We start from the raw sequence: 26,784 nt of genomic DNA, 5'->3' as shown, positions 1-26,784 counted from the left end.
CCGCTTCCACCCGCATCCACCCCGCGAAAGAGAGTTCCCTGATGAGCAGTCTCCCCACCATCGCCACCGTCATCGGTTCGGGCACCATGGGCCCCGGCATCGCCGCGGTGCTCGCCCGCGCCGGAGCCACGGTGCGCCTCTACGACATCTCTGAAGACGCCATCGCCCGCGCCGAGGCCGCCTACGGCGTGGTGCAGGGCGTGCTCGAGGCCGTCGAGTCGCCGTCCGCGCCCGGCGGTTCCGTGACCTTCGGCACCGACCTGGATGCGGCCGTCGCCGACACCGAGCTGATCATCGAGGCCGTGCCCGAGAAGCTCGAGCTCAAGCAGAAGGTCTTCGCCGACCTCGAGGCCCGCATCGGCGACGACGTCATCATCGCCACGAACACCTCCGGCATCCCGATCAGCACCATGGCCGAGACCATGACGCTGCCCGGCCGCCTGATCGGGATGCACTGGTCGAACCCGCCGCACCTGATCCCGATGATCGAGATCATCCCGGGCAAGGCGACCGACGAAGCCCTCGTCGGCAAGCTCACCGAGATCGTCAAGGCCTTCAACTACGTGCCCGTGCTCGAGAAGGAGATCCCCGGCTTCGTCGAGAACCGCGTGCTCTACGCGATCCTCCGCGAGTGCATGGCGCTGCTGGAGGAGGGCATCGTCACCCCCGAGGGCCTGGACGCCTGCGTCAAGTGGGGCATCGGCTACAAGCTCTCGGTCGTAGGCCCGACCCGCCTGCTCGACATGGCGGGCCTGGACATCTACCAGGCGGTCTCGAGCTACCTGAACAAGGATCTCGACAACAGCACCGACACCCCGGAGTTCATCAAGGAGAAGATCGCCGCCGGCCAGCTCGGCTTCAAGTCGAACGGCGGCATGTACGAGTACGGCGAGGGCGACGTCGACGCGAAGCGCAAGGAGATCATCACCGGTCTCATCGCGGCGCGGAAGACCCTCTCCACCATCCCGAACGTCTGATGCCCGCCGCCGTCTCCCTCGAGAGCATCGGCGACGGCCTCACCCGCACCCGGGGCGCCGCGGTCGACGTGGCGTTCCGGATGCGGGGCTCCGGCCCCGCGGTCGTGCTGCTGCACGGCACGTCGGCGAACCACGCGGTCTGGCAGCCGGTCGGCGACCTGCTCGAGGGCGGCGCAACCGTCATCGCCCTCGACCAGCGCGGCCACGGGCGGAGCGACAAACCGGAGACCGGCTACACCGGCGACGACTTCGTCGCCGACGTCGTCACCGTGCTCGACGCCCTGGGGCTCGACCGGGCCCTGGTCGCGGGGCACTCGCTCGGCGGCCGCAACGCCTGGCTCGCCGCCTCCCGTCACCCCGAGCGGGTGAGCGGTGCGGTCGTGGTCGACTACACCCCGTTCGTCGAGGCGGCCGTGCTCGACGAGCTCGACGTCCGGGTCGCCGCGGGGTTCCGCGAGTTCGCCGACGTCGGCGAGATCGAACGGTACCTGCGCGACCGGTACACCCGCATCCTGCCCGGTGCCGTCGAGCGGCGGGCGCGCTGGGGCTACCGGCAGCAGGCCGACGGGAGCTGGATCCCGCGCGCGTCGCCCGAGGCGATGACGCAGCTGATCGAGGGTTTCCGCACGCCCTACCTCGAGGAATTCCGGAGTGTGCCGGTGCGGATGACGCACCTGCGGGGGAGGCTGAGTTCGATCGTCAGCGAACCCTCGTGGCGGAGTGCGATGCTCGATCGACCGGACGACCGCTGGGTCGAGGTCGAGGAGGCCGACCACTACATCCCCGAAGAATTCCCGGAGCGGGTGGCCGAGGAGATCGCTCGCGCGATCTCGGTCTGACCACCGCGGTCTGACCACTGGGTCTGACCACCGCGGCCTGACCACCGCGACCTGACCACCGCGGCCGGCACAGCCCGGCCGCAGCCGAACACCATCGAAAGGAACCATCCATGGCCCTGTTCATCGACAAGCTCACCGTCTCGAGCCCCGACTTCGCGAACCTCGAGCGCATCCCCGACCGGTTCAGCGCCGACGGCGGCAACGAGACCCCCGCCATCGAGATCTCCGGCCCGCCGGAGGGCACGGTCGAGTACGCGCTCATCCTGAACGACCCGGATGCGCCGCTCGCGCAGGGCTTCACGCACTGGGTCGTCTACGGCATCCCGGCCGACGCGACCACGCTCGACCTCTCGGCGCCCGGCGTGCGGATGGGCCCGAACGGCGGGGGAGAGGCCGGCTACTACGGCCCGCAGCCGCCGGCCGGCCACGGCATCCACCACTACTACTTCTTCCTCTACGCCCTGAAGGAGAAGGTGGAGGGCGAGCCCACCCGCGAGGAGTTCCTCACCCGCTACGCCGACTCGATCATCGAGCAGGCGCGCACGGTCGGGCTCTTCAGCAACGACTAGTCCCGCACGCGTCGAGCCCGCACTCCTTCCGGGGTGCGGGCTCGACGCGGTTAACCGTGGATACGGGCTCGATGCCGTTAAGAGGGGTACGTGCTCGCGAACGACTCCGCGATCGCCAGCACGGCGGCGTGCACCGGGCCGGCCGTGATGGCGGGGATCACCGAGGCGTCGACCACCCGCAGCCCGTCGAGGCCGCGGAAGCGGAGGTCGGGCGTCACCGGGGCGTCGTCCGAGCGTCCCATCCGCAGGGTGCCGACCGGGTGGTGGTGGGTGATGGCGGCCCGGGCGATGAACGCGTCCGCCGCCGCATCCGTGTCCGTGCCGTCGAGGGCCGTGCCGCCAAGGGCCGTTCCGTCGAGGGCCGCTCCCCGGCGGCTCGGCACCAGCGCGCCCGGCAGCACCTCCGCATCCCGCCACCCGTCGAGCCCGGCCGAGCCGCCGACGAGCCGGGCGTGCTCGAGAGCGAGCCGGAACATCGCCCGGTCGTGCTCGGTGTCGAGGTAGTTCGGATCGATGACCGGTTCGTCGCCGATGCCCGGGCCCGAGATGCGCAGCGACCCGCGGCTGGTGGGGTTCGTCACGCCGAACAGCAGCGTGTACGCCTCGCCCGGCCGGGCGGATGCGGCCTCGTCGGCCAGGGCCTCGGAGGCGCTCGGCCCGACCACGCAGCCCACGACGATGTCGGCGGGCCCGGTCGTCGTGCCGAGTCCGTGCCGCGAGAGATAGGTCATCGACTCCGAGAGCTGCAGCCGGGTGGGCGGCACCGGGCGGCGCGAGGTGTAGACGTTGCCGGCGCCCAGCAGGTGGTCGTGCAGATTCCTGCCGACCTCGGGCGACTCGAGCACGGTCTCGACCCCGGCGGCGGCGAGCACCTCGGGGTCGCCGACGCCGGAGCGCATGAGCAGCAGCGGATCGCCGATCGATCCGCCGCAGAGGATGATCTCGTCGGCCTCGATCACCTCGTCGCGCCCCTCGCGGGTCACGGCGACGCCGGTGACCCGGCCGCCGGCGATCACGAGCCGGTGCACGGTGACCCCGGTCAACACCGTGAGGTTCGGCCGGTCGCGCACCGGGTCGAGGTACACGTCGGAGACGGTCACCCGCCGGCCGTCGCGGATGGTGAGCGAGTTCGGGGTGGCCCCGAGCATCTCGCCCTGGCTGTGATCGCGGATGCGGGGCACACCGAGCGCCTGCCAGGCCTCGAGGTAGTCGAGCACGAGTGGGCTCGAGAGCTCCGGCCCGGGCCGGAGCACCGGGAGCGGGCCGCTGTCGCCGTGCACGGCATGGTCGAAGGCCCCCTCGCCGCCGGAGAACGACTCCGAGCGGATGAAGGAGGGGAGGAGCCCCTCCCACCCCCAGCACTCGTCGCCGGTCTCCTCCACCCAGCGGGCGAAGTCGGCGCGGGTGCCGCGCATGTGCGCCATGGCGTGCACCAGGCTCGATCCGCCCGGACCCCGGCCGCGCGCCCAGTCGAGCGAGCGGCCGGCCAGCCCGCGCTGCGGGGTGGTGCGGTAGGCCCAGTCGTAGGAGCGGCCGTGGATGAACGGCCAGAGCTCGGGCCGCCGCATCTCCGGGTCGGTGACCGGGTCGCCGGCCTCGAGCACGGTCACCCGGCGGGCGGGGTCGGCGCTCAGCCGGTTGGCCACGACGCTGCCGGCAGAACCGGCGCCGATGACGATGACGTCGGATCCCATGGCGGGCGTCAGTTGCGGGTGTGGCCGGCGTCGACCACGAGGGTCTGCCCGGTGATCCAGCCGGCCTTCTCGGAGGCGAGGAAGGCGACGGCGGGCGCGACGTCCTGCGGCAGACCGCGGCGGTCGAAGGCCTGCATGGGCACGACGTAGTCGAAGCCCGCCTGGTGCGGTCCGTTCAGCACGCCCTCGCTCGCGATGATGCCGGGGGCGACCGCGTTGATCGTGATGCCGAGGCGGCCGAGCTCGCCGGCGAGGGCGCGCACCAGCCCGATCGAGGCGCCCTTGGTCGCCACGTAGTGGGCGCAGTCGGGGGTGCCGGCGACGAAGGTGTTCGAGGCGATGTTGACGATCCGGCCGTAGCCGGCCTCGCCCATCACGGGCGTCACGGCGTGGGTGACCAGGTAGATGCCGTCGAGGTTGACCGACATGACCTTCCGCCACTCCTCGAAGGTGATGTCGGCCCACGGGGTGAGCGGCACGAGGGCGGCGTTGTTGACGAGCACGTCGATGCGGCCGAACTCGGCCACGATCTCGTCGATCACCGTGGCGACGCGCTCGGGGTCGCTCACGTCGAGCACCTTGGCCACCCCGTTGTTGCGGGCGGCGACGGCTTCGGCTCCGGCCTGGTTCACGTCGGCGACGATCACGGTCATCCCCTCGGCGGCGAGCTCGTCGGCGATCGCGGCGCCGATGCCCTGGGCCGCTCCCGTGATCAGGGCGACGCGGGTGGTGGTGTCGGTCATGTCAGTTTCCTCCGTAGAACTCGGGTGCGAGCTTCCACTCCTCGAACGACGCGAGGTCGTGCGAGGGGTAGATGTCGGCGTTCTTGGTGCGGGCCAGGTAGTTGAGTCGGCGGATGGCCTCAACCGACTTGGTCGGGTCGAGGTGGAAGCCGGCGATCCACTCCTTCTCGAGGGTGGTGCGCGTGTACGCGGCGTCGCCGCAGAACAGCATGCTCGGCTCGTTCTCGAGCTCGACCAGCAGCGAGTAGTGACCGATGGTGTGACCGGGGGTCTCGAAGAGCCAGACGCCGGGCACGATCTCGTAGTCGCCGGAGATCGGCTTGTAGGTCACGTCGGCGTGGTCGAACGAGAGGTCGGAATACCCCAGGCGCTCGAAGGGCTCGGGCACCTTGGCGTGCCGCAGCTCCTCCTTGTGCACCAGGGTCACGGCCTTCTTCAGGTACTTGTTGCCGCCGACGTGGTCGAAGTGGAAATGGGAGTTCACCACGATGTCGACGTCGTCGGGGGTGAAGCCGCACGCCGCCAGCTGCGCCGGGATGGTCTGCTCGGGGGTCTGCAACGGCAGCTCGAACGGCAGCACCGCGTTCACGTGGTCGAGGTCGAAGCCGGTGTCGTACAGGATGAGGGCGTCCGGATGCTCGACCAGCACGCTGTAGACCGGGAACCGCACCGGGTTCCCGGCGTTGATGTGCCAGTGCACGTCCGACTCGTCGATCACGAGCGTCCCGCCGTCGAGCAGATGCACCTTCGGATCCGTCATGGTCCGGCTCACTTCCCGTTATTTATCATCTGACGTTAATTGTGGATCACGTTATGAGAACGGTTTCGGCACTGTCAAGCGCACGCGAGCTTGTTCACGAGCCCGAAACAACACCGGGGTGATCCTCGAACATCGGCATGCCGGTGTAGTAGGCCCAGCGGTAGCAGTGATCGAGCATCGGCTGCGCGGCGAAGTCGCCGACGCAGGTGGCGTCCTGGTAGCGCTCCCCGTCGGCATCCGTGTAGTGCACCCGGCAGAGCACCCGCCAGGTGGTGGCGCTCACGCTCGGGTCGTCGATCAGGTGCTCCGACGGCAGCCAGCACTCGGTGCCGGTGATCGCGGCGGGGTCGACGTTCGAGGTGGGCCCGGCGACCTGGGCCAGTGTCGCCAGCGCGGCGGCATCCTCGCTCGAGAGGGCCGGCGCGCTCGGGGTGGGGGATGCATCGGGGGCGTTCGGAGACGCGGATGCGCACGACGACAGGCAGAGTGCGAGCGCGACGACGAGCGCCGTTCGGGTCGATCGATTCATAGGGAGAACCTCCTCCGATCATCGTTGACGGAGCGTGTTTCCGACGTGTAACAACTGAATTTCAGGCTTGGCATCCGCCCGGAATTCTCATATCGTATCGCTACCCCTGCACAATGTAAGAGAATCCAAGGTCGCTTCGCATCGGACCGCAGCACACCAGCCCGGGGGCCCATCACCCTGAGAGGAAGATCTCGGCAATGACCAGATTCATCAGCGGCACCCGCCGCCGCACCGCAGCCCGCGTGGCAGTGATCACTGTCTCCGGCGCACTCGCCCTCACCCTCGCCGCCTGCTCGTCGGGCCGCGGAGACGACTCCGGTGGCGCCGCCGCCACCTCGTCCTCCGGAACGAAGGTCACCCAGTTCGCCCTGGTGGCCCCGGAGAACGAGTCCGACTACGGCTACAACCAGGCCGGCATCGACGGCGCCAACGAGGCGGCGAAGGAGCTCGGCATCGACGTCACCATCGTGCCCGACGCCGGCTACGACAACATCGAGACCGTGCTCACGCAGGTGGCCGACGGCGGGGCCCAGTTCATCGTCGCCCACGCCTCCGGCTACAACATCGGTGCCGCCAGCGCCGCCGCGGCCAAGAAGGTGCCGATCCTGATCCAGGATGCGGGTGAGGACGAGAACGTGCCCGGCCAGATCGCCGCCGCCAAGCCCGAGGGCCAGGAGGGCGGGTACCTCGCCGGGATCGCGGCCGCCATGTCCACCACCTCGAAGAAGGTCGGCATCGTGGTCTCTGCCGACAACGCGAACTGGTTCGCCATGTCGTCCGGCTTCGCGGAGGGCGTCTACAGCGTCGACCCGACCATCCAGGTGCTCTACACCTCGGTCGGCCCGGCGGCCTACGCCGACGCCGCCGGCGGCAAGACCGCGACCGAGCAGGTCATCGCCTCGGGCGCCGACGTCGTGTTCGGCATGGGCGACGGTGCGACGCACGGCTACCTGCAGGCCATCGACGCCGCCTCCGGCGTCAAGTACATCGCCGACATCGGCGACGTGACCCCGGGCCTCAGCGACCCGAGCAAGCTCCTCACCTCGGTGCGCTGGAACTACGAGCCGGCCTACGTGGCGGCGATCAAGGACGTCGACGCCGGCACCTTCGGCACCAAGACGTACCCGGTCGACGTCGAGAACGGCGGCATGTACCTGCAGGAGACCGACAGCATGACGTCGGCCATCAAGGATGCCGTCGACAAGGCGTCGCAGGGCATCATCGACGGCTCGATCAAGCCGACGATCGCGACCAGCTCGGCCGAGGTCGCCGCGGTGATCGCCGCCAAGAAGGGCGCCTGACCCCTCGCCCGTCCCCGGCGGGCCGGGGTCGCCGCGCTCGCGCGCCCGACCCCGGCCCCACCCCCCCACTCCTCCCGCCCGAAAAGGAGCCATCCGTGTCGACAACGACCACGAGTGAGGTCATCTCGCTGAGAGACATCACCAAGGCGTTCCCCGGCGTCATCGCCAACGACCACGTGTCGCTGGACATCGTCAGCGGTCAGGTGCACTGCCTGCTCGGCGAGAACGGGGCCGGCAAGTCGACCCTGATCAGCATCCTGGCCGGCATGCAGCAGCCCGACTCGGGCACCGTCTCGTTCGACGGGAAGATCGTCGAGATCACCTCGCCCAAGGTGGCGGTCGACTACGGCATCGGCGTCGTGCACCAGCACTCCACCCTGGTGCCCGCGTTCACGGTGCTGGAGAACCTCATGCTCGGCGAGAACGGGGTGCTGCAGGACAAGAAGCGGGCCGAGCAGCGGCTCGAAGAGCTCGCCGACCTGCTCGGCGTGCGGATCGACCCGCACGCGCTGGCGTCGGACCTCGGGCTCGGCCAGCAGCAGCAGGTCGAGATCGCGAAGGCGATGTGGAAGGGCAGCCGGCTGCTCGTGCTCGACGAGCCCACCTCCATGCTGACCCCGCAGGCCATCGAGCACCTCGGCGAGAGCATCGCCCGCGTCAAGGCCCAGGGCCTGGCGGTGGTGCTGATCACCCACAAGCTGCGCGAGGCCTACGCCATGGGCGATTGCGTCACCATCCTCCGCGGGGGCCGCAACGTCGGCCACATCGGGGTCGAGGAGCTCGCCTCCTACTCGGAGCAGCAGGCGCAGGACGCCATCCTCGCCGCGATGTTCGGCGACGACCTGGCCGTCGTCGGCGACGAGGCCTCCGACCTGGCCGGTGCCGCCGAGGCCACCCGCGAGGTGCGGGCCATCGACTTCGACGACCGCCCGGTGCGGCTCGAGCTGCGCGACGTCACCAGTCGCGGGCTCGGTCGCGACATCGAGGCCGAGGGGGTCACGCTCACGGTGCACGAGGGCGAGATCCTCGGCATCGCCGGGATCGACGGCCACGGCCAGGGCGCGCTCTCCGAGGTGGTCGCCGGCCAGCGGACGGCCGCATCCGGCACCGTCTTCTTCGACGGCGAGGACATCACGAAGACCGGTGTCCGCAGCCGCCAGCAGCTCGGCGTGCGGTACGTGACCGACGACCGGCTGCACGAGGGCACCGTCGGCTCGATGTCGGTCGCGCTCAACCTGGTGATCAAGCGCATCGGCCAGCGGCCGTTCTGGAAGTCGGGGCGCATCCAGCCGAAGGCCGTCGACACCGAGGCCGCCCGCCTGATCGGGGAGTACGGCATCCGCACGCCCTCGGCCGCGACCCGGGCCGGCACCCTCTCGGGCGGCAACATCCAGAAGATCCTCCTCGCCCGCGAGCTCACTAACGGCGCCAAGCTCGTCGTCGTCAACAAACCGACCTACGGGCTCGACCTCAAGACCGTGCACCTGGTGCGCGAGATCCTGATCGACTTCGCCGCGAAGGGCGGATCGGTGCTGCTGCTCTCGACCGACCTCGACGAGCTGATCGAGCTCTCCCATCGGATCGAGGTGATCTCGCGCGGCTCGCTCGTCGGCGGGGTCGTCAACGACGGGGTGGGCACCGCGGAGAAAGTGGGCCACTACATGACCGGCGCGATCGAAGGCACCGACTGATGAACGAGACCAGGCTGATGAACGAGACCAGCACAGCCCAGCGATTCGCGCAGGGGTTCGTCCGATCGGTGGTGCCGGTGCTCCTGGCGCTCATCGTCTCCGGGCTCATCATGCTCGCCATCGGCAGCAGCCCCCTGGAGTTCTTCGCCGGGGTCTGGAAGTACGGGATCACCGGCACCAACTGGCAGCGCAGCCTCTCGCTGATGGCACCGCTGCTGCTCGTGGCGATCGGCCTGATCGTCGCGTTCCGCGGCCAGCTCTGGAACCTCGGTTACAACGGGCAGTACCTGCTCGGCGCGGTCACCGCCTCCGGGCTCGGCCCGACCCTCTACGACGTGCTGCCGGCCTTCCTGGCCACCCTCGTCATCTTCGTGGTCGCGGTGCTGGTCGGTGCGGTGTGGTCGCTCATCCCCGCCATCCTGAAGGCGAGGTACGGCACGAACGAGATCATCACCTCGCTGGTGATGAGCTTCATCGCCGTCGGCGTGGTGAACCTCCTGATCAAGGGCATCTTCAAAGACCCCGCGGTCTCGACCCCGCAGACCGCCGTGATCGGCGACGACTACCTGTTGCCGTTCATCCCGGGCACCGAGATCCACATCGGCTTCGTGCTCGCCATCGTGCTCGCGATCGTCGCGCAGTACGTGCTGAGCCGCACCTCGTTCGGCCTCCGGGTCGACATCTTCGGGGCCAGCCCGAAGGCGGCGCGCCACGTCGGGCTCAACTCCACCTGGATGGTCATCCTGCTGTTCGCCCTCTCCAGCGGGCTGATCGCGCTCGCCGGATCGGTCGACATCCTCGGCCAGTTCGCCTACCAGCGGGCCGACTGGGATCCGCGCTACGGCGACGCCGTGATGCCGCTGGTCTTCCTCGCCCGGTTCCGGCCCGTGGCCGCCATCCCGTTCGTGGCCTTCTACGCGGTGCTCGCCACCGGCGGCACGCTCGCCTCCCAGCAGGCCGGGGTGAACGTCGACTTCCTGCTCGTGATCGTCGGCCTCATCCTGCTCTTCATGACCATCACGGAGTACCTGGGCAACCGGCGCCGGCTCGGGCAGAGCTATCTGCCCGAGGGCCTGCGCCGCACCGTGCTCCAGCCCTTCCGCAAGGAATCCGAGAGGACCTCGGCATGAGCGACATGCTCTCAGCAGCCTTCATCACGGTGTTCATCACCACCGTCATCGCCCAGGCGATGCCCCTCCTGCTCGCCTCGGTCGGAGAGACCATCGGCGAACAGGCCGGTGTGCTCAACCTCGGCATCGAGGGCGTGATGCTCGTCGGCGCCTACACCGCGTTCGTCGTCACCCTCACCACCGGCAACTTCTGGATCGGGATGCTGGCCGGCGCGGTCGGCGGCGTGGTCGCGAACCTCGCCATGCTCGTGCTCAACGTCTGGCTCGGGCTCAACCAGATCGTGATCGGTCTCGCCATCACCCTGATCGGCGAGGGCATCACGAGCGTGCTCTACCTGCAGAACTACACGAAGTCGCCGGCCAGCCTCGGCCAGGTGCCGAAGCTCGCCATCCCGGGCCTCGGGGACATCCCGGTCGTCGGGCCCGCGATCTTCCAGCAGTCGGGCATCTTCTGGGTCTGCGTGCTGATCGCGCTGGCACTGGCCTTCGCCCTCTCCCGCACGAACTGGGGCCTGTCGACCCGGTCGGCCGGTCAGAAGCCGTCGTCGCTGGACGCGGCGGGCGGCAGTGTGATGAAGACCCGGTCGATCGCGGTGCTGGCCGGCGGCGCGCTCGCCGGTCTCGGCGGGGCGTACCTGTCGCTCATCACGACGGCCACCTTCAGCCCGCTCCTGACCAACGGACTCGGCTTCATCGCGATCGTCATCACGATGCTCTCCCGCGGCCGCATCCTCGTGGTGATGATCACCTCGCTGATCTACGGACTCGCCGTGGCGATCGGCCCGGCGCTGCAGGTGATCGGCTTCACGATCCCGGCCGACATCATCAAGATGCTGCCGTTCCTCATCGTGATCGTGATGCTGATCGTCTTCGCCCGGAGTTCCGTGGTGCCCCCGGCGCTCGGATCGCCGTACACGCGCGGAGCCCGATGACGACGCCTGTCGTCCACGCCACGCTTACAATCGGGGAGACCTCCTATGAATGCCTCCGATGAGAATGCCGAGCCGGACGTGAGTCTTTCCGCAGATGAGACGGCCGACGACCAGGTCGCCGTGGTCGCCGAGCCCCAGCGCACGAAGGGTGTGGACAGCGCGCGCCGCGCTCTGCAGATCCTGCTCGAATTCAGCGAGAACACCCCCGAGCTCACGGTCGACAACGTGCTCGAGAAGCACGACATCTCGGTGCCGAGCGCCTACCGCTATATCTCGCTGCTGCGCGAGCTCGACCTGATCGAGGAGCGGGAGAAGGGGCGTTTCGTGCTGTCGCCGCAGATCCTGCGGCTCTCGCGGGCGGCGGAGTCGATGATCGACTTCCGGGCGCAGGTGCAGCCGATCCTCAACCGCATGGCCGAGGAGACGGGGGAGACTGCGCTCTACCTCCGGCGGGTCAACGACTCGGCGGTGTGTCTCGCGATCGCGGAGTCGGATCATCCGATCTCGATCTCGTTCCAGCCCGGCGCGCTGATGCCGCTGTACGGCGGGGCCGCGGCGAAGCTGCTGCTCAGCGAGCTGCCGCCCGCGAAGCTCACCCAGTACTTCAACCGCCTGGGCTCTGCCCTGCCGAAGGCGGCGCGCAAGAAGCTCGAGCGCGACCTCGACGAGATGCGTGAGACCGGGTACGCCGAGAGTGCCGGCGAGGTCGACCGCGGTGTCTGGGCGAGTGCCGCCAGCGTGCACACCAGCGGCATCTCGGTGGGGGCGCTCACCGTCGTGGCGCCCGACTACCGGCTGACGGATGCCCACAAGAAGGACATCGCCGCCGCGGTGCGCGCGGGGGCCAAGGAGTTCCGCGGCGAGATCGAGCGCCGCGCCTAGCCTCCCACCCCACCCGCCCCGCCCGCCCAGCCCCTTCCCGCGCCCCGCCCCGCCCGCCCTTGGCCAGCCCGGGCCGTGCCCGACCCCGAATGCCCTCGACCCGTCACTTGTTGTCGCTATGGAGCGGGTTTAGCGACAGGAAGTGACGGGTCGGCGACAGGGTGGGCGAGGGGGCGAGCGACGGGTGGCGCTCGGGGTGGGGTGGCGCTCGGGGCGGGGCCTACGGCTGGAGGGTCTCGAGGTCGGCGAGGAGGCTCGGGTGGGTGGGCTCCCACCCCAGCTCGGCACGGGTGCGGGCGCTCGAGGCCGGCTGGTCGGTCGCGAAGATCTCGCCGACGGGGCCGAACTCCTCGACCGGGCGCTCCTGGACGGGAAGGCCGAGCCGCCGCCCGATCACGGTGACGATGTCGCGCACGGTGTCGCCCTCATCCGCCACGGCGTGCCAGGCGGTGCCGGCCGGCGCGCCCTCGAGCGCGAGCCGGAACAGCACCGCGGCATCGAGCGCGTGCACCGCGGGCCACCGCTGGCTGCCGTCGCCCGGGTAGCCGGCGATGCCGGTCTGCCGCGCGATCTGGGTGAGGATCCCGGCGAAACCGCCCTCGCCCTCGTTGTGCACGGTGCGCGGCAGGCGGATCGCCGAGGTGCGCACCCCGTCTGAACCGAGAGCCAGGATGCGCTCGACCGTGAGTCCGCGCCCGCCGACGGGCCCGTCGGTCGGCAGTGGGTCGGCCTCGGTCGAGGCCCGGCCGGGAACCCAGGGGGTGCCCGAGACGGTGACGAGCGGCTTGCCGGTTCCGAGGAGGGCGTCGCCCAGGGTGGTGAGGGCGGCGGTCTCCTCGGCGATGTTGTGGGCGAGCGCCTCGGGCGAGCTGAAGTCGTTGCCGAAGGCGAGGTGGATGACGCCGTCGGCCTCCTGTGCGCTCCGGCGCAGGACGTCGAGGTCGGTGAGGGCGCCGTCGACGGCCTCGGCACCCGCGGCCTCGGCCTTGGCGCGCGAGGAGTCCGAGCGGGTGAGGGCGCTGACGCGGTGGCCGGCGCCGATCAGCTCGGCGGTGACGGCCGAGCCGATGAGGCCGGTGGCCCCGGTGATGAAGACGTGCATGGTGGACCTCCGAAGGGATGACGCAGTCTGATGCGACTGATGTCCCATCACCGTACACCCGATGGGACACCTGTCGCATCGCGTAGACTGGGCGCATGCCACGCTGGAAGCCCGACGGACGCGAGCGACTCGTCGTCGCCGCGCTCGACCTGTTCACCGAACAGGGCTTCGACCAGACGACCGTGGCCCAGATCGCCGAGCGGGCCGAGCTCACGCGCAGCACGTTCTTCCGCCACTTCAGCGACAAGCGCGAGATCCTGGCCGCGGGGCAGGAGCTGCTGAGCCGGCTGCTCGCCGAGGGCATCGCGTCGGCGCCGGAGTCGGCCAGCCCCCTCGAGGCCGTCGGGGCGGGGCTCGACAGCGCGTCGGGTGAGATGACCGAGTTCAACCGGGCGCTCGGTCCGCGCATCCAGGCCGCCGTCGAGGCCAACGACGAGCTTCGCACCCGCAACGCGATGAAGAGCATCGGCATGGCCGCGGCCATGGCGTCGGCGCTGCAGGAGCGCGGGGTGGGCGAGGCCGCGGCGCAGGTCGCCGCCGAGCTGGGGGTGCTCGCCTTCAAGACCGGGTTCGCGCGCTGGTCCGACCCCGAGCGGGGGCCGGATGCGCCGAGTGAGCTGGTCACCTACACGCGGGCGGCCTTCGCCGAGCTGCGGGCGGCGGCGGCGGAGCTGCGCTAGGCGGGGCAGCGCGGGGCGGCGCCGGCGGAGCTGCGCTGGACGGGGCAGCGCCGGCTGGGCTGCGCTACGCGGTGCTCTGCCGGCGGGCCGAGCCCTCGCGCTTCTTCCGCGGGTCGCGCCCGCCGAGGGAGAGCGTGGCCGCGAAGCCGATCACCAGGAAGCCCGCCGCGGCGAAGGCCGAGTACCGGGTGCCGTCGGAGAAGGCGATCTTCGCGTCATCCGCCACCAAGGCCGTCGCGTGGTTGGCCTCGAGCCCGGCGATCGCGGCGCCGGAGCTGTCGACGACCTGCGAGACCAGCTGCTGGCGGGTCGCATCCGGAACCCCCGCGTCGGACAGGCGCGAGTCGAGCTGCGCGCCCGCCGTGGTGAACAGCACCGTGCCGAGGATCGCGATCCCGAGCGCCGAGCCGACCTGGCGGGCGGTGCTCTGGGTGCCGGAGGCCTGGCCGCTCTGCTCGAGCGGAACGTCTTTCAGCACGACTCCGGTGAGCTGCGCGGTCGCGAGCCCGACCCCGAAGCCGTAGACGAACAGGAACGGGATCAGCAGGCCCCAGGCGGTGTCCGGGCCGATCATGAAGCCGAGTCCGGCGATGCCGACGATCTCGGCGGCGAGGCCGACCCGTACGATCGCGACCGGAGGGATCCGGTTGCCGAACGCGCCCGCGAAGCCCGAGGCGACGAACGAGCCGACCGCGAGTGCGACGAGGATGAACCCGGTCTGCAGGGCGTCGAAGCCGAGCACGTTCTGTAGCCACAGCGGCAGCGAGAGGATGATGCCGAACTCGCCCAGCGACACGATCATCGCAGCGAGGTTGCCGTTGCGGAAGCTCGGGATGCGGAAGAGGTCGAACGCGAGCATCGTGCTGCGGCCCGCGCGCATCCGTCGGCGCCCCCAGACGACGAACGCGACCCCGGCGATCAGGGTGAGCGCGAAGGCGAACGGGATGGGGGAGAGCGCGAACGGCCAGGTCCAGTCGCCGATCGTGGGCGGGGTGTCGGTGAGCCACCAGCCGTAGGTGCGGCCTTCGATCAGGCCGAAGACGAGCGAGGCGGAGGTGATGACCGAGAGCACGGCGCCGACGACGTCGATGCGCTGGGGTGGGGCGGCGGCTGCGCCGGCCCCGGATGCGGTGGCATCGGGTGCGGCGGCCCCGGATGCGTCGGTCGCGCCGGCCGACCGGGTCGCGTTGGTCGCCGCCGTCGCGCCGGGCGCCCGCGACTCCTGCACGAAGATCAGCACGCCGATCACGATGACGATGCCCAGCGGGATGTTGATGCCGAACGCCCAGCGCCACGAGAAGTAGGTGGTCAGCCAGCCGCCGAGCAGCGGCCCGACCGCGGTCATCCCGCCGATCGTCGACCCCCAGACGGCGAAGGCGATGGCCCGGTCGCGACCGCGGAAGGTCGCGTTGATCAGCGAGAGCGTGGTCGGCAGCACCATCGCGCCGCCGACGCCCTGCACCACCCGCGCCCCGATCAGCAGGTCGCCCGTCGGGGCGGTGGCGGCGAGGATGCTCGCGCCGGCGAACACGATGACACCCAGCACGAGCATGCGGCGGCGCCCGAACCGGTCGGCCAGGGTGCCGAAGACCAGCAGCAGGGCCGCGAAGACGAGGGTGTACGACTCCTGCACCCATTGCACCTGGGTCGAGCTGATCCCGAGGTCGTCGATGATCGAGGGGATCGCCACGTTGACGATCGTCGAGTCGACGATGATCAGGGCGACCGCGATGCTGATGAAGACGAGTCCGATCCAGCGTCTGCGATCTGTCACGGTGTGCTCCTGAGGGTCGGGGGTAAGTCGCTAAACAGCTTAGCTACTTAGCGACTTGTCTGCATCAGGTTGCCGAGCGTTCCCGTCGGCAGCGCGATCCACCCCTCGCGTCGCGCCTGGTCGAGCACCGCGTCGTCGGGAGCGGTCGCCCGTCCGAGCGCGGAGCTCCGGCTCGCCAGGGCCGCGATCACGGCGTCGAAGGCGTCGCCGGAGGCGATCATCCGCTCGCCGTGACCACCGAGATCGAGCCAGGGCGCCGCGTCGACCAGGCGGGCGAGCAGTCGGCGCCGGCTCTCCGCATCCGTTCGATAGCCCGTGGTGTCGAAGCCCCAGAGGCGCAGGGAGGCGCCGGGGTAGACCTCGGCGACGAGGCCGGAGCCCGAGCGGTCGACCGGGATCCCGCTCTCGTGCAGCCGGGCCAGAAGCCCGGCGCAGCGCATGGCGGTGAGGCCGAGGCGGTCGGTCGAGACGCTGAGCGGCCAGCGCCCGGTGACCTCGCGGGCGCGGCGGTCGGTCTCGCGGTAGGCGAGGGTGCGGCGCCAGGCCATGCCGCCGTCGATGGTCTCCGCGTCGCGCGACGACGGGATGCCCGTGGCGTGGGCCGAAACGAACGCCACGAAGGCGTCGGGCCAGCCCAGGGCGCAGTCGATGCCCAGCTTGTCGACGGTGTGGGCCGTCTGGACGATCTGCGCGTCTTCGACGGCCAGGTGCAGCTCGGTGAGCGTGGCGGTGGGGGTGGCCGTGGGGGCGGAGGCGCCGGTTCGTCGGTCGGCGGTGGCGCTCGAGCCGAGCTCGGGGTCGATGCTCGTGCCGTCGTCGAGATCGACGTCGGGCCACTCGATCACCGCGAGCGCCGTGCCCTTGGGTTCGGCGGACAGGTCGACTCCGGCGGTGCGCATGCGATCAGCCGGCGCCGTCAGTGCCCGCGGCCACCGTCGCGGAGGCGGCCGATCCCGAGCACGACGAGGGTGATCAGGAGCCCCAGCACCAGGCCGAAGACGGCCGAGTAAGCCGTGTCGGCCAGCCAGGTCACGACGGGCCCCGCCCCCTCGAGCGCGTGCGTGATCACGTGCAAGAGGTCGTACGGCCCGTGCCAGAACGTCTCGGCCAAGTTCGCGATCACGAGGTGACCTCCGACCCAGAGCATCGCGACCGTGCCGATCACGCTGATCACCCGGAACACCCCGGGCATCGCGGCGACGATCCGCGCTCCTGTGCGTCGCACCCCGCGCGAGGGGTTCTTCATCAGCCGCAGGCCGATGTCGTCGATCTTCACCAGCAGGGCCACGGCTCCGTAGACCAGCGCCGTCATGCCGAGGCCGATCAGTGCGAGGGCGGCCAGCGTCATCCAGATGCCGAAGTCGGGGTCGAGGTTCGCGAGCGCGATCAGCATGATCTCGGCGCTCAGGATGAGGTCGGTGCGGATGGCGCCGAACACCAGCGAGCGCTCGCTCTTCGCGCCGTCGCCCGCGCCATCACCGTCGGCCGCGGCTCCGGTCGTGGCGCCCGCAACGCTCGCCTCCCCGTGGCCGCCATCGTGGCCCCCATGCCCCACCCCGAACCACTCGGTCACCTTCTCGGCCCCCTCGAAGCAGAGGTAGGTGCCGCCCGCGATCAGCAGGAACGGCAGCACCCACGGCGCGAACGCCGACAGCAGCAGGGCGAGCGGGATGATGATCACGAACTTGTTGAACAGGCTGCCGAGCGCGATCCGCCAGACCACGGGCAGTTCGCGGGCGGGCGTGAGCCCCTGAACGTACTGCGGCGTCACGGCGGCGTCGTCGATCACGACGCCGGCGGTCTTCGCGCTCGCCTTGAGGGCGGCGGTCAGGATGTCATCGACGACGGCGAGCAGGCCGACCGACATGGGAATCTCCTCGGGTAGGGCATGCCGGTGGCATGTCTCACAGGGGGCAGGGGCGACGAGTGCGCCCTCGGAGCCTAGCCTGATGCGGCGCTCCGTAACGGGAAGTCATCTCCCGGCCCGGCATCCCGACGCTGGCCTAGTCTGATCAGAATTCGCCCGACGATCCGTCGATCCGTCCGATCCCGAGGAGCTCCTGCCATGTCTGCCATGCCGAACGCCACCCTTCTCCGCCGCGAGGCCGTCGCCACCGGGGCCGGGTGTTGTCGATGACGGAGCTGACCTTCGCGATCACGACCACCCGCTTCGACGAGGACTACCGCCCCCTCGCCAACTCGCGGATCACCACCAACTTCGCCAACCTCGCCCGCGGCGAGCGGCGCCAGGAGAACCTGCGCACCACCTTCGCGATGATCGACGACCGGCTCGACCACCTGGCACCGCAGGACGACGCCGGCGCCGGCGCCCGCGGCTCGGAAGGCCTCGCGAACGGGCACCGCTACGCGGTCGAGCTCGACATCGTCTCGGTCGCCGTCGACATCGACGGCGAGGGGCTCCGCGACGGCGTCCCGCTGATCGAGGTGCTGCAGACCACCATCCTCGACCGCCGCTCGGGGGAGCGCGTCGCCGGGATCGTCGGCAACAACTTCTCCTCCTACGTGCGCGACTACGACTTCAGCGTCGTGCTCCCGGCCGGCATGCCGGACGACTTCGGCGTGCTGCACGGCAACCTCTTCAAGGCCTTCCTCCGCTCCGACGCCTACACCGGGCGCTACGCGAAGCCGCCGGTCATCTGCTTGAGCGTCTCGAGCAGCAAGACCTATCACCGCACCGAGTTCGAGCATCCGGTGCTGGGGGTCGAGTACCGGCAGAGCGCGTACTCGCTGACGGATGCCTACTTCGACAGGATGGGCCTGCAGGTGCGGTTCTTCATGCCGCCGGGCAGCGTGGCGCCGCTGGCGTTCTACCACCTGGGCGACCTGGTCGCCGACTACAGCGACCTCGAGCTCGCAGCGACGATCGCCACGATGGAGACCTTCCAGAAGATCTACCGCCCCGAGATCTACAACGCGACCGTCGCCGCGGGGGAGTCGTATCAGCCGAGCCTGACGAATCCGGAGTTCACCTCCACCTCGGTCGTCTACGACCGCGAGGAGCGCAGCCGCCTGGCGGTCGAGCAGGGCGCCTTCGCCGAGGAGCACTTCATCGCCCCGCACGCGAGCACCCTCGAGCGGTGGTCGGCCGAGTTCTCCGCCGAGTTCGTGGCGCAGGACCTGACTCTGCAGGGAGGTCGCTCGTGAGCACCCCGTCATCCACTCGCCCCCTCCTGCCCACCTCGACCGCCGGCAGCCTGCCGAAGCCGTCGTGGCTCGCCGAGCCCGAGAAGCTCTGGTCGCCCTGGAAGCTCGACGGCGACGAGTTGACCGAGGGCCGCTACGACGCACTGCGCCTGTCGCTGGCCGATCAGCAGCGGGCCGGGATCGACATCGTCAGCGACGGCGAGCAGACCCGTCAGCACTTCGTCACCACGTTCATCGAGCACCTGAGCGGGGTCGACTTCGAGAACCGCGAGACGGTGCGCATCCGCGATCGCTACGACGCCTCGGTGCCGACCGTGGTCGGGGCGGTGACCCGCGAGAACCCGGTGTTCGTCGACGACGCCCGGTTCCTGCGCTCGCAGACCGACCAGCCGATCAAGTGGGCGCTGCCCGGGCCGATGACGATGGTCGACACCCTCTACGACGCGCACTACGGAAGCCGCGAGAAGCTGGCCTGGGAGTTCGCGACCATCCTCAACGCCGAAGCGCGCGAGCTGCAGGATGCGGGGGTCGACATCATCCAGTTCGACGAGCCCTCCTTCAACGTCTTCTTCGACGAGGTCAACGACTGGGGCGTCGCGACGCTCGAGCGCGCGATCGAGGGCCTCACCGTCGAGACGGCGGTGCACGTCTGCTACGGCTACGGCATCAAGGCGAACACCGACTGGAAGCAGACCCTCGGTTCGGACTGGCGCCAGTACGAGGCCTTCTTCCCGAAGCTGCAGGCGTCGGACATCGACATCGTCTCGCTCGAGTGCCACAACTCGCACGTGCCGCTCGACCTGATCGAGCTCATCCGGGGCAAGAAGGTCATGGTCGGGGCGATCGACGTCGCCACCGACACGATCGAGACCCCGGAGGAGGTCGCCGACACACTCCGGTCGGCCCTGCAGTTCGTCGACGCCGAGAACCTGTACCCCTCGACAAACTGCGGCATGGCGCCGCTGCCGCGGGGGGTGGCGCAGGGGAAGCTCGCGGCGCTCGGTGCTGGTGCGGCGCTGTTGCGGGCGGAGCTCGCGGGGTAGGTCTCGCGCTTCTGTGCTGTCTTTGTGGCCCGGTCGTCTCGTGCGGCCGGGCCTCTTTGCGCTGAGGATGTGGATGCTCGTGGGTCGGCGGACGCGGGGTGGGTTTCCCCGGCGAGTGCATCCGGCGTTCGCTGCGCGACCGCTGCCAGACCCAGCCACGCACTCGCCGGGGAAACCCACCCCGCGTCCGCCTCATGCCTTCGGCAGCGGCGTCCCGCCTTCGGCAGCGGCGTCGCGGCAGGCGTGCGGGACGGATCAGTCTGCACTGCCGGTGAAGGCGTGGCCTAGGCCTGCGTCGCAGGTGGTGGCGGTCGACTTGAGGGCTAGGCGGAGAAGGTCGCCACGCTGCTTGTCGTCGCGGGTGACCTCGATCCGGATGCCGTCGATCGAGTAGGGGAGGTCGGGGTTCAACGGGCGGACGTCGAAGCGGAGGGTGCCCAATGATGCGGCTCCGGTGAAGGACTTCGTCGAGATCGTCGCGTTGGTGCTTCGGACGGCGGTGACGTCGGTGATGATCAGGTCGTTCTGGGCGGCCGCACCCCAATCGGTCTCGCGGAGGGGGAGCTCGACGGTCGTGGTGCTTCCGCGGATCTCCGGCTTGAGGGTGCAGGTCGCCTCGGCGGAGGTGTCGACGTAGATCGAGTTCGTCGGCGGCGGCTCCCGTGTGGCGCTGTAGGCGACTACGAGAACGAGCGGGAGGGCCACCGTCACGACTCCGAAGACGCCCAGGACGATCCCGACGTTCCAGAGCGGCCCGCCCGGGCGCCAGAGGTGAGCGATGCGCTCGCGTCGAGTGGCCACGCCCGATTCTGGCATCCGATTCGGGGTCACGGGGTGGGAGCGAGTGTCGACGTGGGGAATGAGGGATCGCAGGCGGCTTCATGGAACTGCTCAGGGGTTCCTTCCGTCACGGCTTCCCTTCCCCACCAGTACTGCCAGCGCACTGTTCCGACCGGCAGGCCGGCGAGGTCGGCGACCGTGAACTGCACGGACTGCAGGTAGTTCGTGGCGGAGAAGTAGCCGTCGACCGGTGGGTCCGCCCACGCAGAGAGCTCATAGACGACGGTTTCGTCGAGCGGGGGGATCACGATCGCAGCCGCGTCACCGGAGCTGCTGTCATTGTCCGCGATCGTCCAGCGGACATGCTCGCCTGTGTCGAGGCCCTGGGCATCGTTGATCTGGAGCAGCGCGCCCGCCAGCAGGTTCCCGCACGGCTCGAGGAGCGCATGGATCTCACCGTCGAGGGTGACGGTGATGCCGACGGCTCCGTGGATCGGCGGGGTGCAGCCCGCTAAGGCGAGCGCGACTCCCACGGCGATCACCGAGCATCCGACTCGAACACCCAGGCGACGCAACGACCGGCCGTTCACGGGGCCGCCCTATCCAGCACGGAGGACGAGGCGCCGATCTCGCAGGAGGTTGCGCCTGCCGTGGCTGTCATGCCGAGCCGGAACGTCTGTATGTGTTTGTCGCCACCGTCCCGACCCGTCACCGCAAGGGCGGTCACCGAGAAGTCTTGATCGGGGTCGAGCGCCTGGACGGGCACGACCAGCTCGCCACCGGAAACACGGATGCCGGCGTCGTCGATGTGGAAACCGACAGCGTTGGAGCCGCCGACGAATTGCACGTCGGTCACTCCGAGCGGCTCTGGCGTCGACTCCCGTGGCACCGGTTCGAGTGGGAGGTGGATCACCGCGGCGATCCCGGTGGCCGTCCACTCGACCGTGCACGTGGCGTCGGCCGCGCGGTCGGCCCACACCGGCTGCGGCGGGAAGGCGGCATGCCAGCCGGCGACCACGGCCGCGGTCACGCTGAAGAGCACGAGTGGGCCGCCGACGAGCAGGCCGACCGCGATGCCGACGACGGTGGCGGCAGTACGCAGCGGGCCACCCGGGCGCCACAACACCTGCCAGAACACGTCCCCCAAGACCATGCCTGATTCTGACATCCGCGCCCCCGGTGGCAGGGGCGCGGAAGGTCACGACTCGGTAGCGGTTCGCATCAGCTTTCGCGGAGAGCCTCGGCGGGGTGGACGCGGCTGGCTCGGCGGCCGGGGAGGAGGGAGGCGAGGATCGAGAAGGCGATCGCACCACCGAGCACCGCCACGACGAACCACGGCGAGAGCACCGGACCACTGAAGCCCTGCACGCCGAAGGTCGCGTTCGCCCCGACGAAGCCGTAGAGGATGCCGAGCAGCAGCCCGAGCACCGCCCCGACGCCCGCGACGACGACGCTCTCGACCAGCACCATCCGCCGGGCCTGCCGCGCGGTCAGGCCGACCGAGCGCAGCACCGCGATCTCGCGCTGCCGTTGCAGCACCGAGAGCGAGAGGTTGCTGCCGAGCCCGATCGCCGCGACCAGCACCGAGAACGCGGTGAGCACGTAGACCACGATGAGCATCACGGTGATGAACTGCGAGACCTGCTCGAGCTCGACGGCGTCGCCGAAGTAGGCGCGGGTCTGCGCGAGGTACATCTCGCCGGCGACGGTGAACATTGTCACGAGCGTCACCCCGATCAGCACCGAAACCACCGTGCGCGCCGTGCGCACGGGGTTCGCCCGCAGGTTCGCACCGGCGAGCAGATCGGCGCCGCGCCCGCGGAGCATCCGCGTCACGCCACCGACGATCGGCGCGGTGAAGGCGGGGGCACCGAGGATGATCCCCACGATCGACAGCACCCCGCCCGGGAACGCGATCAGCAACCCGAACGGCGACACCAGCCCGGCGATCACCCCGAGCGCCAGGAACCCGGCACCCAGGACGGCCAGCACGATCCCCGCGATCGCGCGCCCGCCGGCGGCCGCCGCGGGAAGCTGCGTGCTCCCGGCGTCGCTGCGGGCGCCTTCGGCGGGGGAGACCCGCGCGACGACCTTCGCCCCGCTCGAGGCGGCGAGCGTCGAGACGGCGAGGCACACGACGAGCGGCACGATGACGAGCTGCGGTGTCCACACGAACTCCAGCCCCGCACCGAAGGCGGCGTTCAGGATGTCGATGGCCGCCCCTGAGACCAGGATGCCCACGGCGATCCCCGCGACCGCACCCGCGGCACCCACGGCGAGTCCGTCGATGCGCGACGCCCGCCGGATCTGCTTCGAGGTCGCCCCCACCAGCCGGAGCAACGCGATGTCGCGCCGGCGCCCGGCGTAGACGGTCGCGAAGGTTCCGGAGATGACGATCGCCGCGGTCAGCACCGCGATCCCGAGGAACACCAGCCCCACCGAGGTCAGGGCCGCGCGCACCGGAGCCGCGTCCTGCAGCCCGGTCGTCGACAGCATCCGCACGAACACCTCGATGGTCTCGAGCAGCAGTACCGCGAACGCGGCGACCACGGCCACCACCGCGACCCCGGCGGCGTACCGGCCGGCGGTCTCGCGCAGTTCGCGCAGGGCCCAGAGCCTCATTCGGCCACCGCCTGGTTCGTCGAACCGACGGGGCCCGGGGTCTGGCCGGGCACGTGGATGGAGCTGACGCCGTGGCTGGTCTGACCCCTGGTGTCCGCACCGACCGAATGACCGGCGGTCTGGATGCGCCCAGCGCGGTCGTCGGCCGAATACCCCACAGCGGCCCCGCCCGCCTGCGCCCCCGACGTCCCGGCGATGTGCGCGGGCCCGTGCCCGTTCATCCGCCCGTTCACCCGGGCACTGATCTGCTCGGCAGAGCCGCCGGCGAAGTCGTCGATCACGGCGCCGTCGCTCATCAGGATGACGCGGTCGGCCACGCTCGCGGCCCGCGGGTCGTGGGTGATCAGCACGACGGTCTGCCCGTACTCGGTCGACGCCGAGCGCAGCAGCCCGAGCACCTCGTCACCGGACGCGCTGTCGAGCGCACCCGAGGGCTCGTCGGCGAAGATCACGTCGGGCCGGGTGACGAGGGCGCGGGCGATCGCGACGCGCTGCTGCTGCCCGCCCGAGAGCTGGTGCGGGCGGTGGCTGAGGCGCTCGCGGAGGCCGAGGCGGGTGACGACGGCGCCGATCCACGCCTCGTCGTCGGCGCTCGGCCGCGACCCGGCGAGCAGGAACGGCAACCGGATGTTCTCGTCGGCCGACAGCGCCGGCAGCAGGTTGAAGGCCTGGAACACGAACCCCATCCGCTGTCGTCGAAGCAGCGTGAGCGGTTCGTCGCGCATCCCGGTGATCTCCTGCTCGGCGAGCCAGACCTGCCCCGACGTCGGGGTGTCGAGCCCGGCGAGCACCTGCAGCAGCGTCGACTTGCCCGAGCCGCTCGGGCCCATGATGGCGGTGACCGACCCCGCCCCGACGTCGAGGTCGACGCCTCGCAAGGCATGCACGGGAGACTCGGCCGAGCCGAAGACTTTGGTGATCTGGCGCGCGACGACGGCGCGGGTCTGGAGGGTGGTGGGTGCGGAAGTGCTCATGGCTCTCACGCTATTGACGGGGCAGCTGTTGCCGGATCGGCCTCCGGGACCATCCTGGTCTGGGGTTCCGGGGGTCGAAATGGTCCTGAGGTATGACGCGTTCCTGGGTGCAGGGTCAGGTTGCTCGTGGGTCGTTTGCTCGTGGGTCGGGTTGCTTGGGGGTGGGGTTGCTCGGGGGTCGGCGGGCGCGGGGTGGGTTTCCCCGGCGAGTGCATCCGGCGTTCGCTTCGCGACCGCTGCCAGACCCAGCCACGCACTCGCCGGGGAAACCCACCCCGCGCCCGCCTCGTGCCTTCGGCCCTCGGTTCGGACGGGTGCGCCTGTTCGCTAGCCTGGGGGTTCGCTGGCTGACCTTGGGGGATGGCGTGGACGAAGAAGTACGGGGAGTCGAGAGGGGCTCGGGGGCGAGTGCTGCGAGCGGTGCGCCGCCGCGGATCACGAGCTACTTCGTGGCGAGTGGGGCTTTGGTGGCGGGGGCGGCAGTGTTCGTGGCGTCACAGGTCACCATGCTCATCCTGACCGGGGGCAGTCTGAGCTTTTGGGGGTTCGCCCTGTTGTTCAGCGTCGTCATGGGCATCACGGCCACGCTCGGGATGCTGGTGGTTGGTCTTGCGGTGCTCCTATTCGTACGAAAGGGTCCTGCTGTCCCGCGGACTCCGAGGCGACAAGCTCTTCTCGTCGGCGGGCTCTGCGCCGGGATCGGCGTGGCAATCCTGCTGGTTGTCCAGGTGACCACGGGGGTCCTGGCGTTCTTCGTGTGGTCGGGGCTGGTCGGCGCGCTCGCCGCAGGAGTCGGCGCAGCCCGCAGTGTCTGGAACAACCGCCCCGGAGGGGTGAAGCACCCCGGAGAAACGCTCTCGGATGAGGACTTTCTCGCGCCGCGACCGCAGCTCTGACCGAGGCGGCGCCGAGGCCGACGCCCTGGCGAAGGCCGGCGCCGCGGCTGGGTCAGCAGGCCGCACACACATGTCCCGCTAACCTGAACCTTCACCCGTCGATCGGGGGCGACCTTGGATGCATCACCTGCGACCGCGCGACGGCACCGCAGAGAGCTGACGGCCATCGCTCCTTATTACGTGGGTGCTGCGGCGCTCGCCGCCGGAGCCGGAGCCTTCATCGCCTCCCAGGTGATGTTTTTCCTGAAGGAAGGCAGCCTCAGCCTCTGGCTGTACCCGCTCTTGACCAGCCTCGTTATCGCGATCGGCGCGGTCGTCGGGATGGCAGTGATCGGACTCGCCGTGTTCGCGCTCTCGTACGCGATCCCGAGCCCCCGCTCGCCGATCGGTCTCGCTCTGCTGGTCGGAGCTCTGTATACCGCGATTGGCGTGAGCATCGCGCTTCTCGTGCTCGCTCAGACGGCGGAGTCCCTGCTTTTCGTCCCGATACTGGCGGGAGCGCTCGCCGGCAGCCTGGGAGCCGCACTCGCCACCTGGCTCGTCCGTCGCCGGGGTTCCGCTCCGCTATAGACGGCTCGAACGAGAAGGGGCTTTTCGCTAGCCTGAGCACTCACGAGCCGACCGTGGGGGAATCGCATGGCTGCAGGACCGACTGAGAGCACGCCCGGCCCCACCTCGCGCTCGCCGCACAGCGAGTCGATGACGAAGATCCTCGGTTACTTCATCGGCACGGGGGCACTCGTTGCCGGAGGTGTCGTCTTCGTCGGTTCCTTGGTGGCGCTGACGGTCACGAACACCGGCAGCTACGGTTTCTGGGGCTTCACCATCCTCGTCGCTCTCGTCATCGCGATCCTGGCCGGCCTCGGGATGGCGTTCGTCGGTCTCGTGGTCTTCCTGATCGCGCACACAGCCCCCATGCCGAAGTCCCCGGCCAGGCAGTCCCTGCTCGTCGGAGCCCTCTGCGCCGCACTCGGCACGACGATCGTGCTCGTCTTCCAGGCGCTCAGCGGGATCATCGCGCCCTTCGCCTTTGTGGGCGTGGCGGGTGCGCTCGCCGCCGGAGCCGCCTCTGCGGCCAGCGTCTGGAAGAACAGGCCCGGCCGTGCTCCGCTCCCCGGAAACGAGCCCGGGAAGCAACGCTCGCTGCCTTGACCGAAGGTGCAGCGGCAGCGGCAGCGGCAGCGGCAGAGGCCGCGGCTACGTGCCTCTAGGCGACCGACTCCAGAATCGATGCGGTGCGCCCGGCACCGTCCCGCACCCGGTCGCACTGCTCCGGGGTCGAGTGCTCGGTCAGCTCGATGACCTCGTCGAGCCGCCGCCGCGCCTCCTCGAGGTCGGCGATCACGCCCGTGATGCGATCGCGCTCGGCGTGGAGGCTGCCGAGCAGCTCGGCGGGCGCGTGACCGCTGTCGACGCACGGCAGGACGATCGCGATCGTGCGACTCGCGAGCCCCGCCGAGAACAGGTGCTGGATGAGCCGCACCCGATCCACGTCCGCCTCACCGTAGACCCGCTGGCCGCTCGGCGTGCGCTCCGAGTGCAGGATGCCCTGCTCCTCGTAGTAGCGCAGCGCCCGCGTGCTGACCCCGGCCCGCTCGGCGAGCTCGCCGATCCGCATGTCGCTCATCGTGCATCCGTTCTCTCTGCCGGGTCGAGCCCGCCACCGCGGGTGAGCCCTGTTCGCCCTTGGCGTGCCACTCG

28 protein-coding genes are annotated in these 26,784 nt (G+C 70.2%); 14 read left to right on the top strand and 14 right to left on the bottom strand.

Features of this window, described 5'->3' with window-relative positions:
• Positions 1–41 precede the first annotated feature (41 nt).
• The 3 genes from AC59HU_RS03655 to AC59HU_RS03645 all read left to right on the top strand — a co-directional run bounded on the left by AC59HU_RS03655 (position 42) and on the right by AC59HU_RS03645 (position 2,385).
• Positions 42–977 carry a 3-hydroxyacyl-CoA dehydrogenase NAD-binding domain-containing protein gene (locus AC59HU_RS03655; protein ID WP_497221974.1) on the top strand — a complete coding sequence of 312 codons (936 nt, stop codon included), beginning with the start codon at positions 42–44 and terminating at the stop codon, positions 975–977.
• Positions 977–1,816, top strand: a complete 840-nt coding sequence (locus AC59HU_RS03650; protein WP_497221973.1) for an alpha/beta fold hydrolase — start codon at positions 977–979, stop codon at positions 1,814–1,816. The genes AC59HU_RS03655 and AC59HU_RS03650 overlap by 1 nt, the downstream gene beginning before the upstream one ends.
• 110 nt (positions 1,817–1,926) lie before the next feature.
• Positions 1,927–2,385, top strand: a complete 459-nt coding sequence (locus AC59HU_RS03645) for a YbhB/YbcL family Raf kinase inhibitor-like protein (protein WP_497221972.1) — start codon at positions 1,927–1,929, stop codon at positions 2,383–2,385.
• 77 nt (positions 2,386–2,462) lie between these two features.
• On the opposite strand, the gene AC59HU_RS03640 is transcribed toward AC59HU_RS03645, so the two are convergent.
• The 4 genes from AC59HU_RS03640 to AC59HU_RS03625 all read right to left on the bottom strand — a co-directional run bounded on the left by AC59HU_RS03640 (position 2,463) and on the right by AC59HU_RS03625 (position 6,111).
• A complete protein-coding gene (locus AC59HU_RS03640; protein WP_497221971.1) occupies positions 2,463–4,079 on the bottom strand; it encodes a GMC family oxidoreductase in 1,617 nt (538 codons plus the stop codon).
• 8 nt (positions 4,080–4,087) lie between these two features.
• Entirely contained in the window at positions 4,088–4,822 is a 735-nt protein-coding gene (gene pldH / locus AC59HU_RS03635; RefSeq protein WP_497221970.1) for a pyridoxal 4-dehydrogenase, SDR-type, read from the bottom strand.
• Between the two features lies 1 nt (position 4,823).
• Positions 4,824–5,582: a 4-pyridoxolactonase gene (gene pldA, locus AC59HU_RS03630; protein WP_497221969.1), complete on the bottom strand. Its 759-nt coding sequence runs from the start codon at positions 5,580–5,582 to the stop codon at positions 4,824–4,826.
• Positions 5,583–5,676: 94 nt separating this feature from the next.
• Positions 5,677–6,111, bottom strand: a complete 435-nt coding sequence (locus AC59HU_RS03625) for a hypothetical protein (RefSeq protein ID WP_497221968.1) — start codon at positions 6,109–6,111, stop codon at positions 5,677–5,679.
• Positions 6,112–6,308: 197 nt separating this feature from the next.
• Between AC59HU_RS03625 and AC59HU_RS03620 the strand changes: the two genes are divergently transcribed.
• The 5 genes from AC59HU_RS03620 to AC59HU_RS03600 all read left to right on the top strand — a co-directional run bounded on the left by AC59HU_RS03620 (position 6,309) and on the right by AC59HU_RS03600 (position 12,047).
• Entirely contained in the window at positions 6,309–7,412 is a 1,104-nt protein-coding gene (locus tag AC59HU_RS03620; protein ID WP_497221967.1) for a putative B6 ABC transporter substrate-binding protein, read from the top strand.
• Between the two features lie 95 nt (positions 7,413–7,507).
• Positions 7,508–9,103, top strand: a complete 1,596-nt coding sequence (locus AC59HU_RS03615; RefSeq protein WP_497221966.1) for a putative B6 ABC transporter ATP-binding protein — start codon at positions 7,508–7,510, stop codon at positions 9,101–9,103.
• On the top strand, positions 9,103–10,233 hold the full coding sequence (locus tag AC59HU_RS03610; protein ID WP_497221965.1) for a putative B6 ABC transporter permease subunit 2: 1,131 nt from the start codon (positions 9,103–9,105) through the stop codon (positions 10,231–10,233). The genes AC59HU_RS03615 and AC59HU_RS03610 overlap by 1 nt, the downstream gene beginning before the upstream one ends.
• Positions 10,230–11,165, top strand: coding sequence for an ABC transporter permease (locus AC59HU_RS03605; protein WP_497221964.1), 936 nt, complete (start codon positions 10,230–10,232; stop codon positions 11,163–11,165). The genes AC59HU_RS03610 and AC59HU_RS03605 overlap by 4 nt, the downstream gene beginning before the upstream one ends.
• A gap of 78 nt (positions 11,166–11,243) precedes the next feature.
• Positions 11,244–12,047, top strand: coding sequence for an IclR family transcriptional regulator (locus tag AC59HU_RS03600; RefSeq protein ID WP_497221963.1), 804 nt, complete (start codon positions 11,244–11,246; stop codon positions 12,045–12,047).
• Between the two features lie 220 nt (positions 12,048–12,267).
• Here the strand turns inward: AC59HU_RS03600 and AC59HU_RS03595 are convergent, their stop codons facing one another.
• Complete coding sequence (locus AC59HU_RS03595; protein ID WP_497221962.1) at positions 12,268–13,149, bottom strand: SDR family oxidoreductase; 882 nt, start codon at positions 13,147–13,149, stop codon at positions 12,268–12,270.
• A gap of 95 nt (positions 13,150–13,244) precedes the next feature.
• Between AC59HU_RS03595 and AC59HU_RS03590 the strand changes: the two genes are divergently transcribed.
• Positions 13,245–13,829, top strand: coding sequence for a TetR/AcrR family transcriptional regulator (locus AC59HU_RS03590; RefSeq protein ID WP_497221961.1), 585 nt, complete (start codon positions 13,245–13,247; stop codon positions 13,827–13,829).
• A 64-nt stretch (positions 13,830–13,893) separates the two neighbouring features.
• On the opposite strand, the gene AC59HU_RS03585 is transcribed toward AC59HU_RS03590, so the two are convergent.
• From AC59HU_RS03585 to AC59HU_RS03575, 3 genes are read right to left on the bottom strand one after another with little or no spacing between them, the layout of a single operon-like run.
• On the bottom strand, positions 13,894–15,603 hold the full coding sequence (locus AC59HU_RS03585) for an MFS transporter (RefSeq protein ID WP_497221960.1): 1,710 nt from the start codon (positions 15,601–15,603) through the stop codon (positions 13,894–13,896).
• Positions 15,604–15,650: 47 nt separating this feature from the next.
• On the bottom strand, positions 15,651–16,502 hold the full coding sequence (locus tag AC59HU_RS03580; protein WP_497221959.1) for a DUF429 domain-containing protein: 852 nt from the start codon (positions 16,500–16,502) through the stop codon (positions 15,651–15,653).
• A gap of 17 nt (positions 16,503–16,519) precedes the next feature.
• Complete coding sequence (locus AC59HU_RS03575) at positions 16,520–17,470, bottom strand: DUF808 domain-containing protein (RefSeq protein ID WP_497221958.1); 951 nt, start codon at positions 17,468–17,470, stop codon at positions 16,520–16,522.
• 266 nt (positions 17,471–17,736) lie between these two features.
• Here AC59HU_RS03575 and AC59HU_RS03570 point away from each other — a divergent pair, with 266 nt between their 5' ends.
• Both AC59HU_RS03570 and AC59HU_RS03565 read left to right on the top strand, forming a co-directional pair.
• A complete protein-coding gene (locus AC59HU_RS03570) occupies positions 17,737–18,768 on the top strand; it encodes a putative oxygenase MesX (protein WP_497221957.1) in 1,032 nt (343 codons plus the stop codon).
• Entirely contained in the window at positions 18,765–19,811 is a 1,047-nt protein-coding gene (locus AC59HU_RS03565; RefSeq protein WP_497221956.1) for a methionine synthase, read from the top strand. The genes AC59HU_RS03570 and AC59HU_RS03565 overlap by 4 nt, the downstream gene beginning before the upstream one ends.
• A gap of 255 nt (positions 19,812–20,066) precedes the next feature.
• On the opposite strand, the gene AC59HU_RS03560 is transcribed toward AC59HU_RS03565, so the two are convergent.
• From AC59HU_RS03560 to AC59HU_RS03540, 5 genes are all read right to left on the bottom strand, one after another.
• A complete protein-coding gene (locus AC59HU_RS03560; protein ID WP_497221955.1) occupies positions 20,067–20,612 on the bottom strand; it encodes a hypothetical protein in 546 nt (181 codons plus the stop codon).
• A gap of 26 nt (positions 20,613–20,638) precedes the next feature.
• Positions 20,639–21,133, bottom strand: a complete 495-nt coding sequence (locus AC59HU_RS03555) for a hypothetical protein (protein WP_497221954.1) — start codon at positions 21,131–21,133, stop codon at positions 20,639–20,641.
• Between the two features lie 44 nt (positions 21,134–21,177).
• Positions 21,178–21,744: a hypothetical protein gene (locus tag AC59HU_RS03550; protein ID WP_497221953.1), complete on the bottom strand. Its 567-nt coding sequence runs from the start codon at positions 21,742–21,744 to the stop codon at positions 21,178–21,180.
• Positions 21,745–21,812: 68 nt separating this feature from the next.
• Entirely contained in the window at positions 21,813–23,213 is a 1,401-nt protein-coding gene (locus AC59HU_RS03545; protein ID WP_497221952.1) for an ABC transporter permease, read from the bottom strand.
• On the bottom strand, positions 23,210–24,187 hold the full coding sequence (locus AC59HU_RS03540; RefSeq protein ID WP_497221951.1) for an ABC transporter ATP-binding protein: 978 nt from the start codon (positions 24,185–24,187) through the stop codon (positions 23,210–23,212). Before AC59HU_RS03540 ends, AC59HU_RS03545 begins: the two co-directional genes overlap by 4 nt.
• 365 nt (positions 24,188–24,552) lie before the next feature.
• Here AC59HU_RS03540 and AC59HU_RS03535 point away from each other — a divergent pair, with 365 nt between their 5' ends.
• The 3 genes from AC59HU_RS03535 to AC59HU_RS03525 all read left to right on the top strand — a co-directional run bounded on the left by AC59HU_RS03535 (position 24,553) and on the right by AC59HU_RS03525 (position 26,235).
• Positions 24,553–25,083, top strand: coding sequence for a hypothetical protein (locus AC59HU_RS03535; protein WP_497221950.1), 531 nt, complete (start codon positions 24,553–24,555; stop codon positions 25,081–25,083).
• A 114-nt stretch (positions 25,084–25,197) separates the two neighbouring features.
• Complete coding sequence (locus tag AC59HU_RS03530) at positions 25,198–25,653, top strand: hypothetical protein (RefSeq protein ID WP_497221949.1); 456 nt, start codon at positions 25,198–25,200, stop codon at positions 25,651–25,653.
• A gap of 129 nt (positions 25,654–25,782) precedes the next feature.
• Positions 25,783–26,235 (top strand): hypothetical protein, encoded by a 453-nt coding sequence (locus AC59HU_RS03525; RefSeq protein ID WP_497221948.1) that lies wholly within the window; start codon positions 25,783–25,785, stop codon positions 26,233–26,235.
• Positions 26,236–26,290: 55 nt separating this feature from the next.
• Here the strand turns inward: AC59HU_RS03525 and AC59HU_RS03520 are convergent, their stop codons facing one another.
• Positions 26,291–26,710, bottom strand: a complete 420-nt coding sequence (locus AC59HU_RS03520) for a MerR family transcriptional regulator (RefSeq protein WP_497221947.1) — start codon at positions 26,708–26,710, stop codon at positions 26,291–26,293.
• Positions 26,711–26,784 lie beyond the last annotated feature (74 nt).

It is taken from the genome of Herbiconiux sp. 320_LB, from assembly GCF_059691755.1.
This window is presented reverse-complemented; position numbering and strand designations above follow the sequence as displayed.

Bases quoted from the DNA above. Each gene is read 5' to 3' on its own strand.
- AC59HU_RS03545 (WP_497221952.1), bottom strand. From the start codon at position 23,213: ATGAGGCTCTGGGCCCTGCGCGAACTGCGCGAGACCGCCGGCCGGTAC.
- AC59HU_RS03655 (WP_497221974.1), top strand. From the start codon at position 42: ATGAGCAGTCTCCCCACCATCGCCACCGTCATCGGTTCGGGCACCATG.
- AC59HU_RS03570 (WP_497221957.1), top strand. From the start codon at position 17,737: ATGACGGAGCTGACCTTCGCGATCACGACCACCCGCTTCGACGAGGAC.
- AC59HU_RS03525 (WP_497221948.1), top strand. From the start codon at position 25,783: ATGACGAAGATCCTCGGTTACTTCATCGGCACGGGGGCACTCGTTGCC.
- AC59HU_RS03595 (WP_497221962.1), bottom strand. From the start codon at position 13,149: ATGCACGTCTTCATCACCGGGGCCACCGGCCTCATCGGCTCGGCCGTC.
- pldH (WP_497221970.1), bottom strand. From the start codon at position 4,822: ATGACCGACACCACCACCCGCGTCGCCCTGATCACGGGAGCGGCCCAG.
- AC59HU_RS03640 (WP_497221971.1), bottom strand. From the start codon at position 4,079: ATGGGATCCGACGTCATCGTCATCGGCGCCGGTTCTGCCGGCAGCGTC.
- AC59HU_RS03540 (WP_497221951.1), bottom strand. From the start codon at position 24,187: ATGAGCACTTCCGCACCCACCACCCTCCAGACCCGCGCCGTCGTCGCG.
- AC59HU_RS03610 (WP_497221965.1), top strand. From the start codon at position 9,103: ATGAACGAGACCAGGCTGATGAACGAGACCAGCACAGCCCAGCGATTC.
- AC59HU_RS03605 (WP_497221964.1), top strand. From the start codon at position 10,230: ATGAGCGACATGCTCTCAGCAGCCTTCATCACGGTGTTCATCACCACC.
- AC59HU_RS03520 (WP_497221947.1), bottom strand. From the start codon at position 26,710: ATGAGCGACATGCGGATCGGCGAGCTCGCCGAGCGGGCCGGGGTCAGC.
- AC59HU_RS03575 (WP_497221958.1), bottom strand. From the start codon at position 17,470: ATGTCGGTCGGCCTGCTCGCCGTCGTCGATGACATCCTGACCGCCGCC.
- AC59HU_RS03590 (WP_497221961.1), top strand. From the start codon at position 13,245: ATGCCACGCTGGAAGCCCGACGGACGCGAGCGACTCGTCGTCGCCGCG.
- AC59HU_RS03580 (WP_497221959.1), bottom strand. From the start codon at position 16,502: ATGCGCACCGCCGGAGTCGACCTGTCCGCCGAACCCAAGGGCACGGCG.
- pldA (WP_497221969.1), bottom strand. From the start codon at position 5,582: ATGACGGATCCGAAGGTGCATCTGCTCGACGGCGGGACGCTCGTGATC.
- AC59HU_RS03620 (WP_497221967.1), top strand. From the start codon at position 6,309: ATGACCAGATTCATCAGCGGCACCCGCCGCCGCACCGCAGCCCGCGTG.
- AC59HU_RS03650 (WP_497221973.1), top strand. From the start codon at position 977: ATGCCCGCCGCCGTCTCCCTCGAGAGCATCGGCGACGGCCTCACCCGC.
- AC59HU_RS03645 (WP_497221972.1), top strand. From the start codon at position 1,927: ATGGCCCTGTTCATCGACAAGCTCACCGTCTCGAGCCCCGACTTCGCG.
- AC59HU_RS03625 (WP_497221968.1), bottom strand. From the start codon at position 6,111: ATGAATCGATCGACCCGAACGGCGCTCGTCGTCGCGCTCGCACTCTGC.
- AC59HU_RS03550 (WP_497221953.1), bottom strand. From the start codon at position 21,744: ATGGTCTTGGGGGACGTGTTCTGGCAGGTGTTGTGGCGCCCGGGTGGC.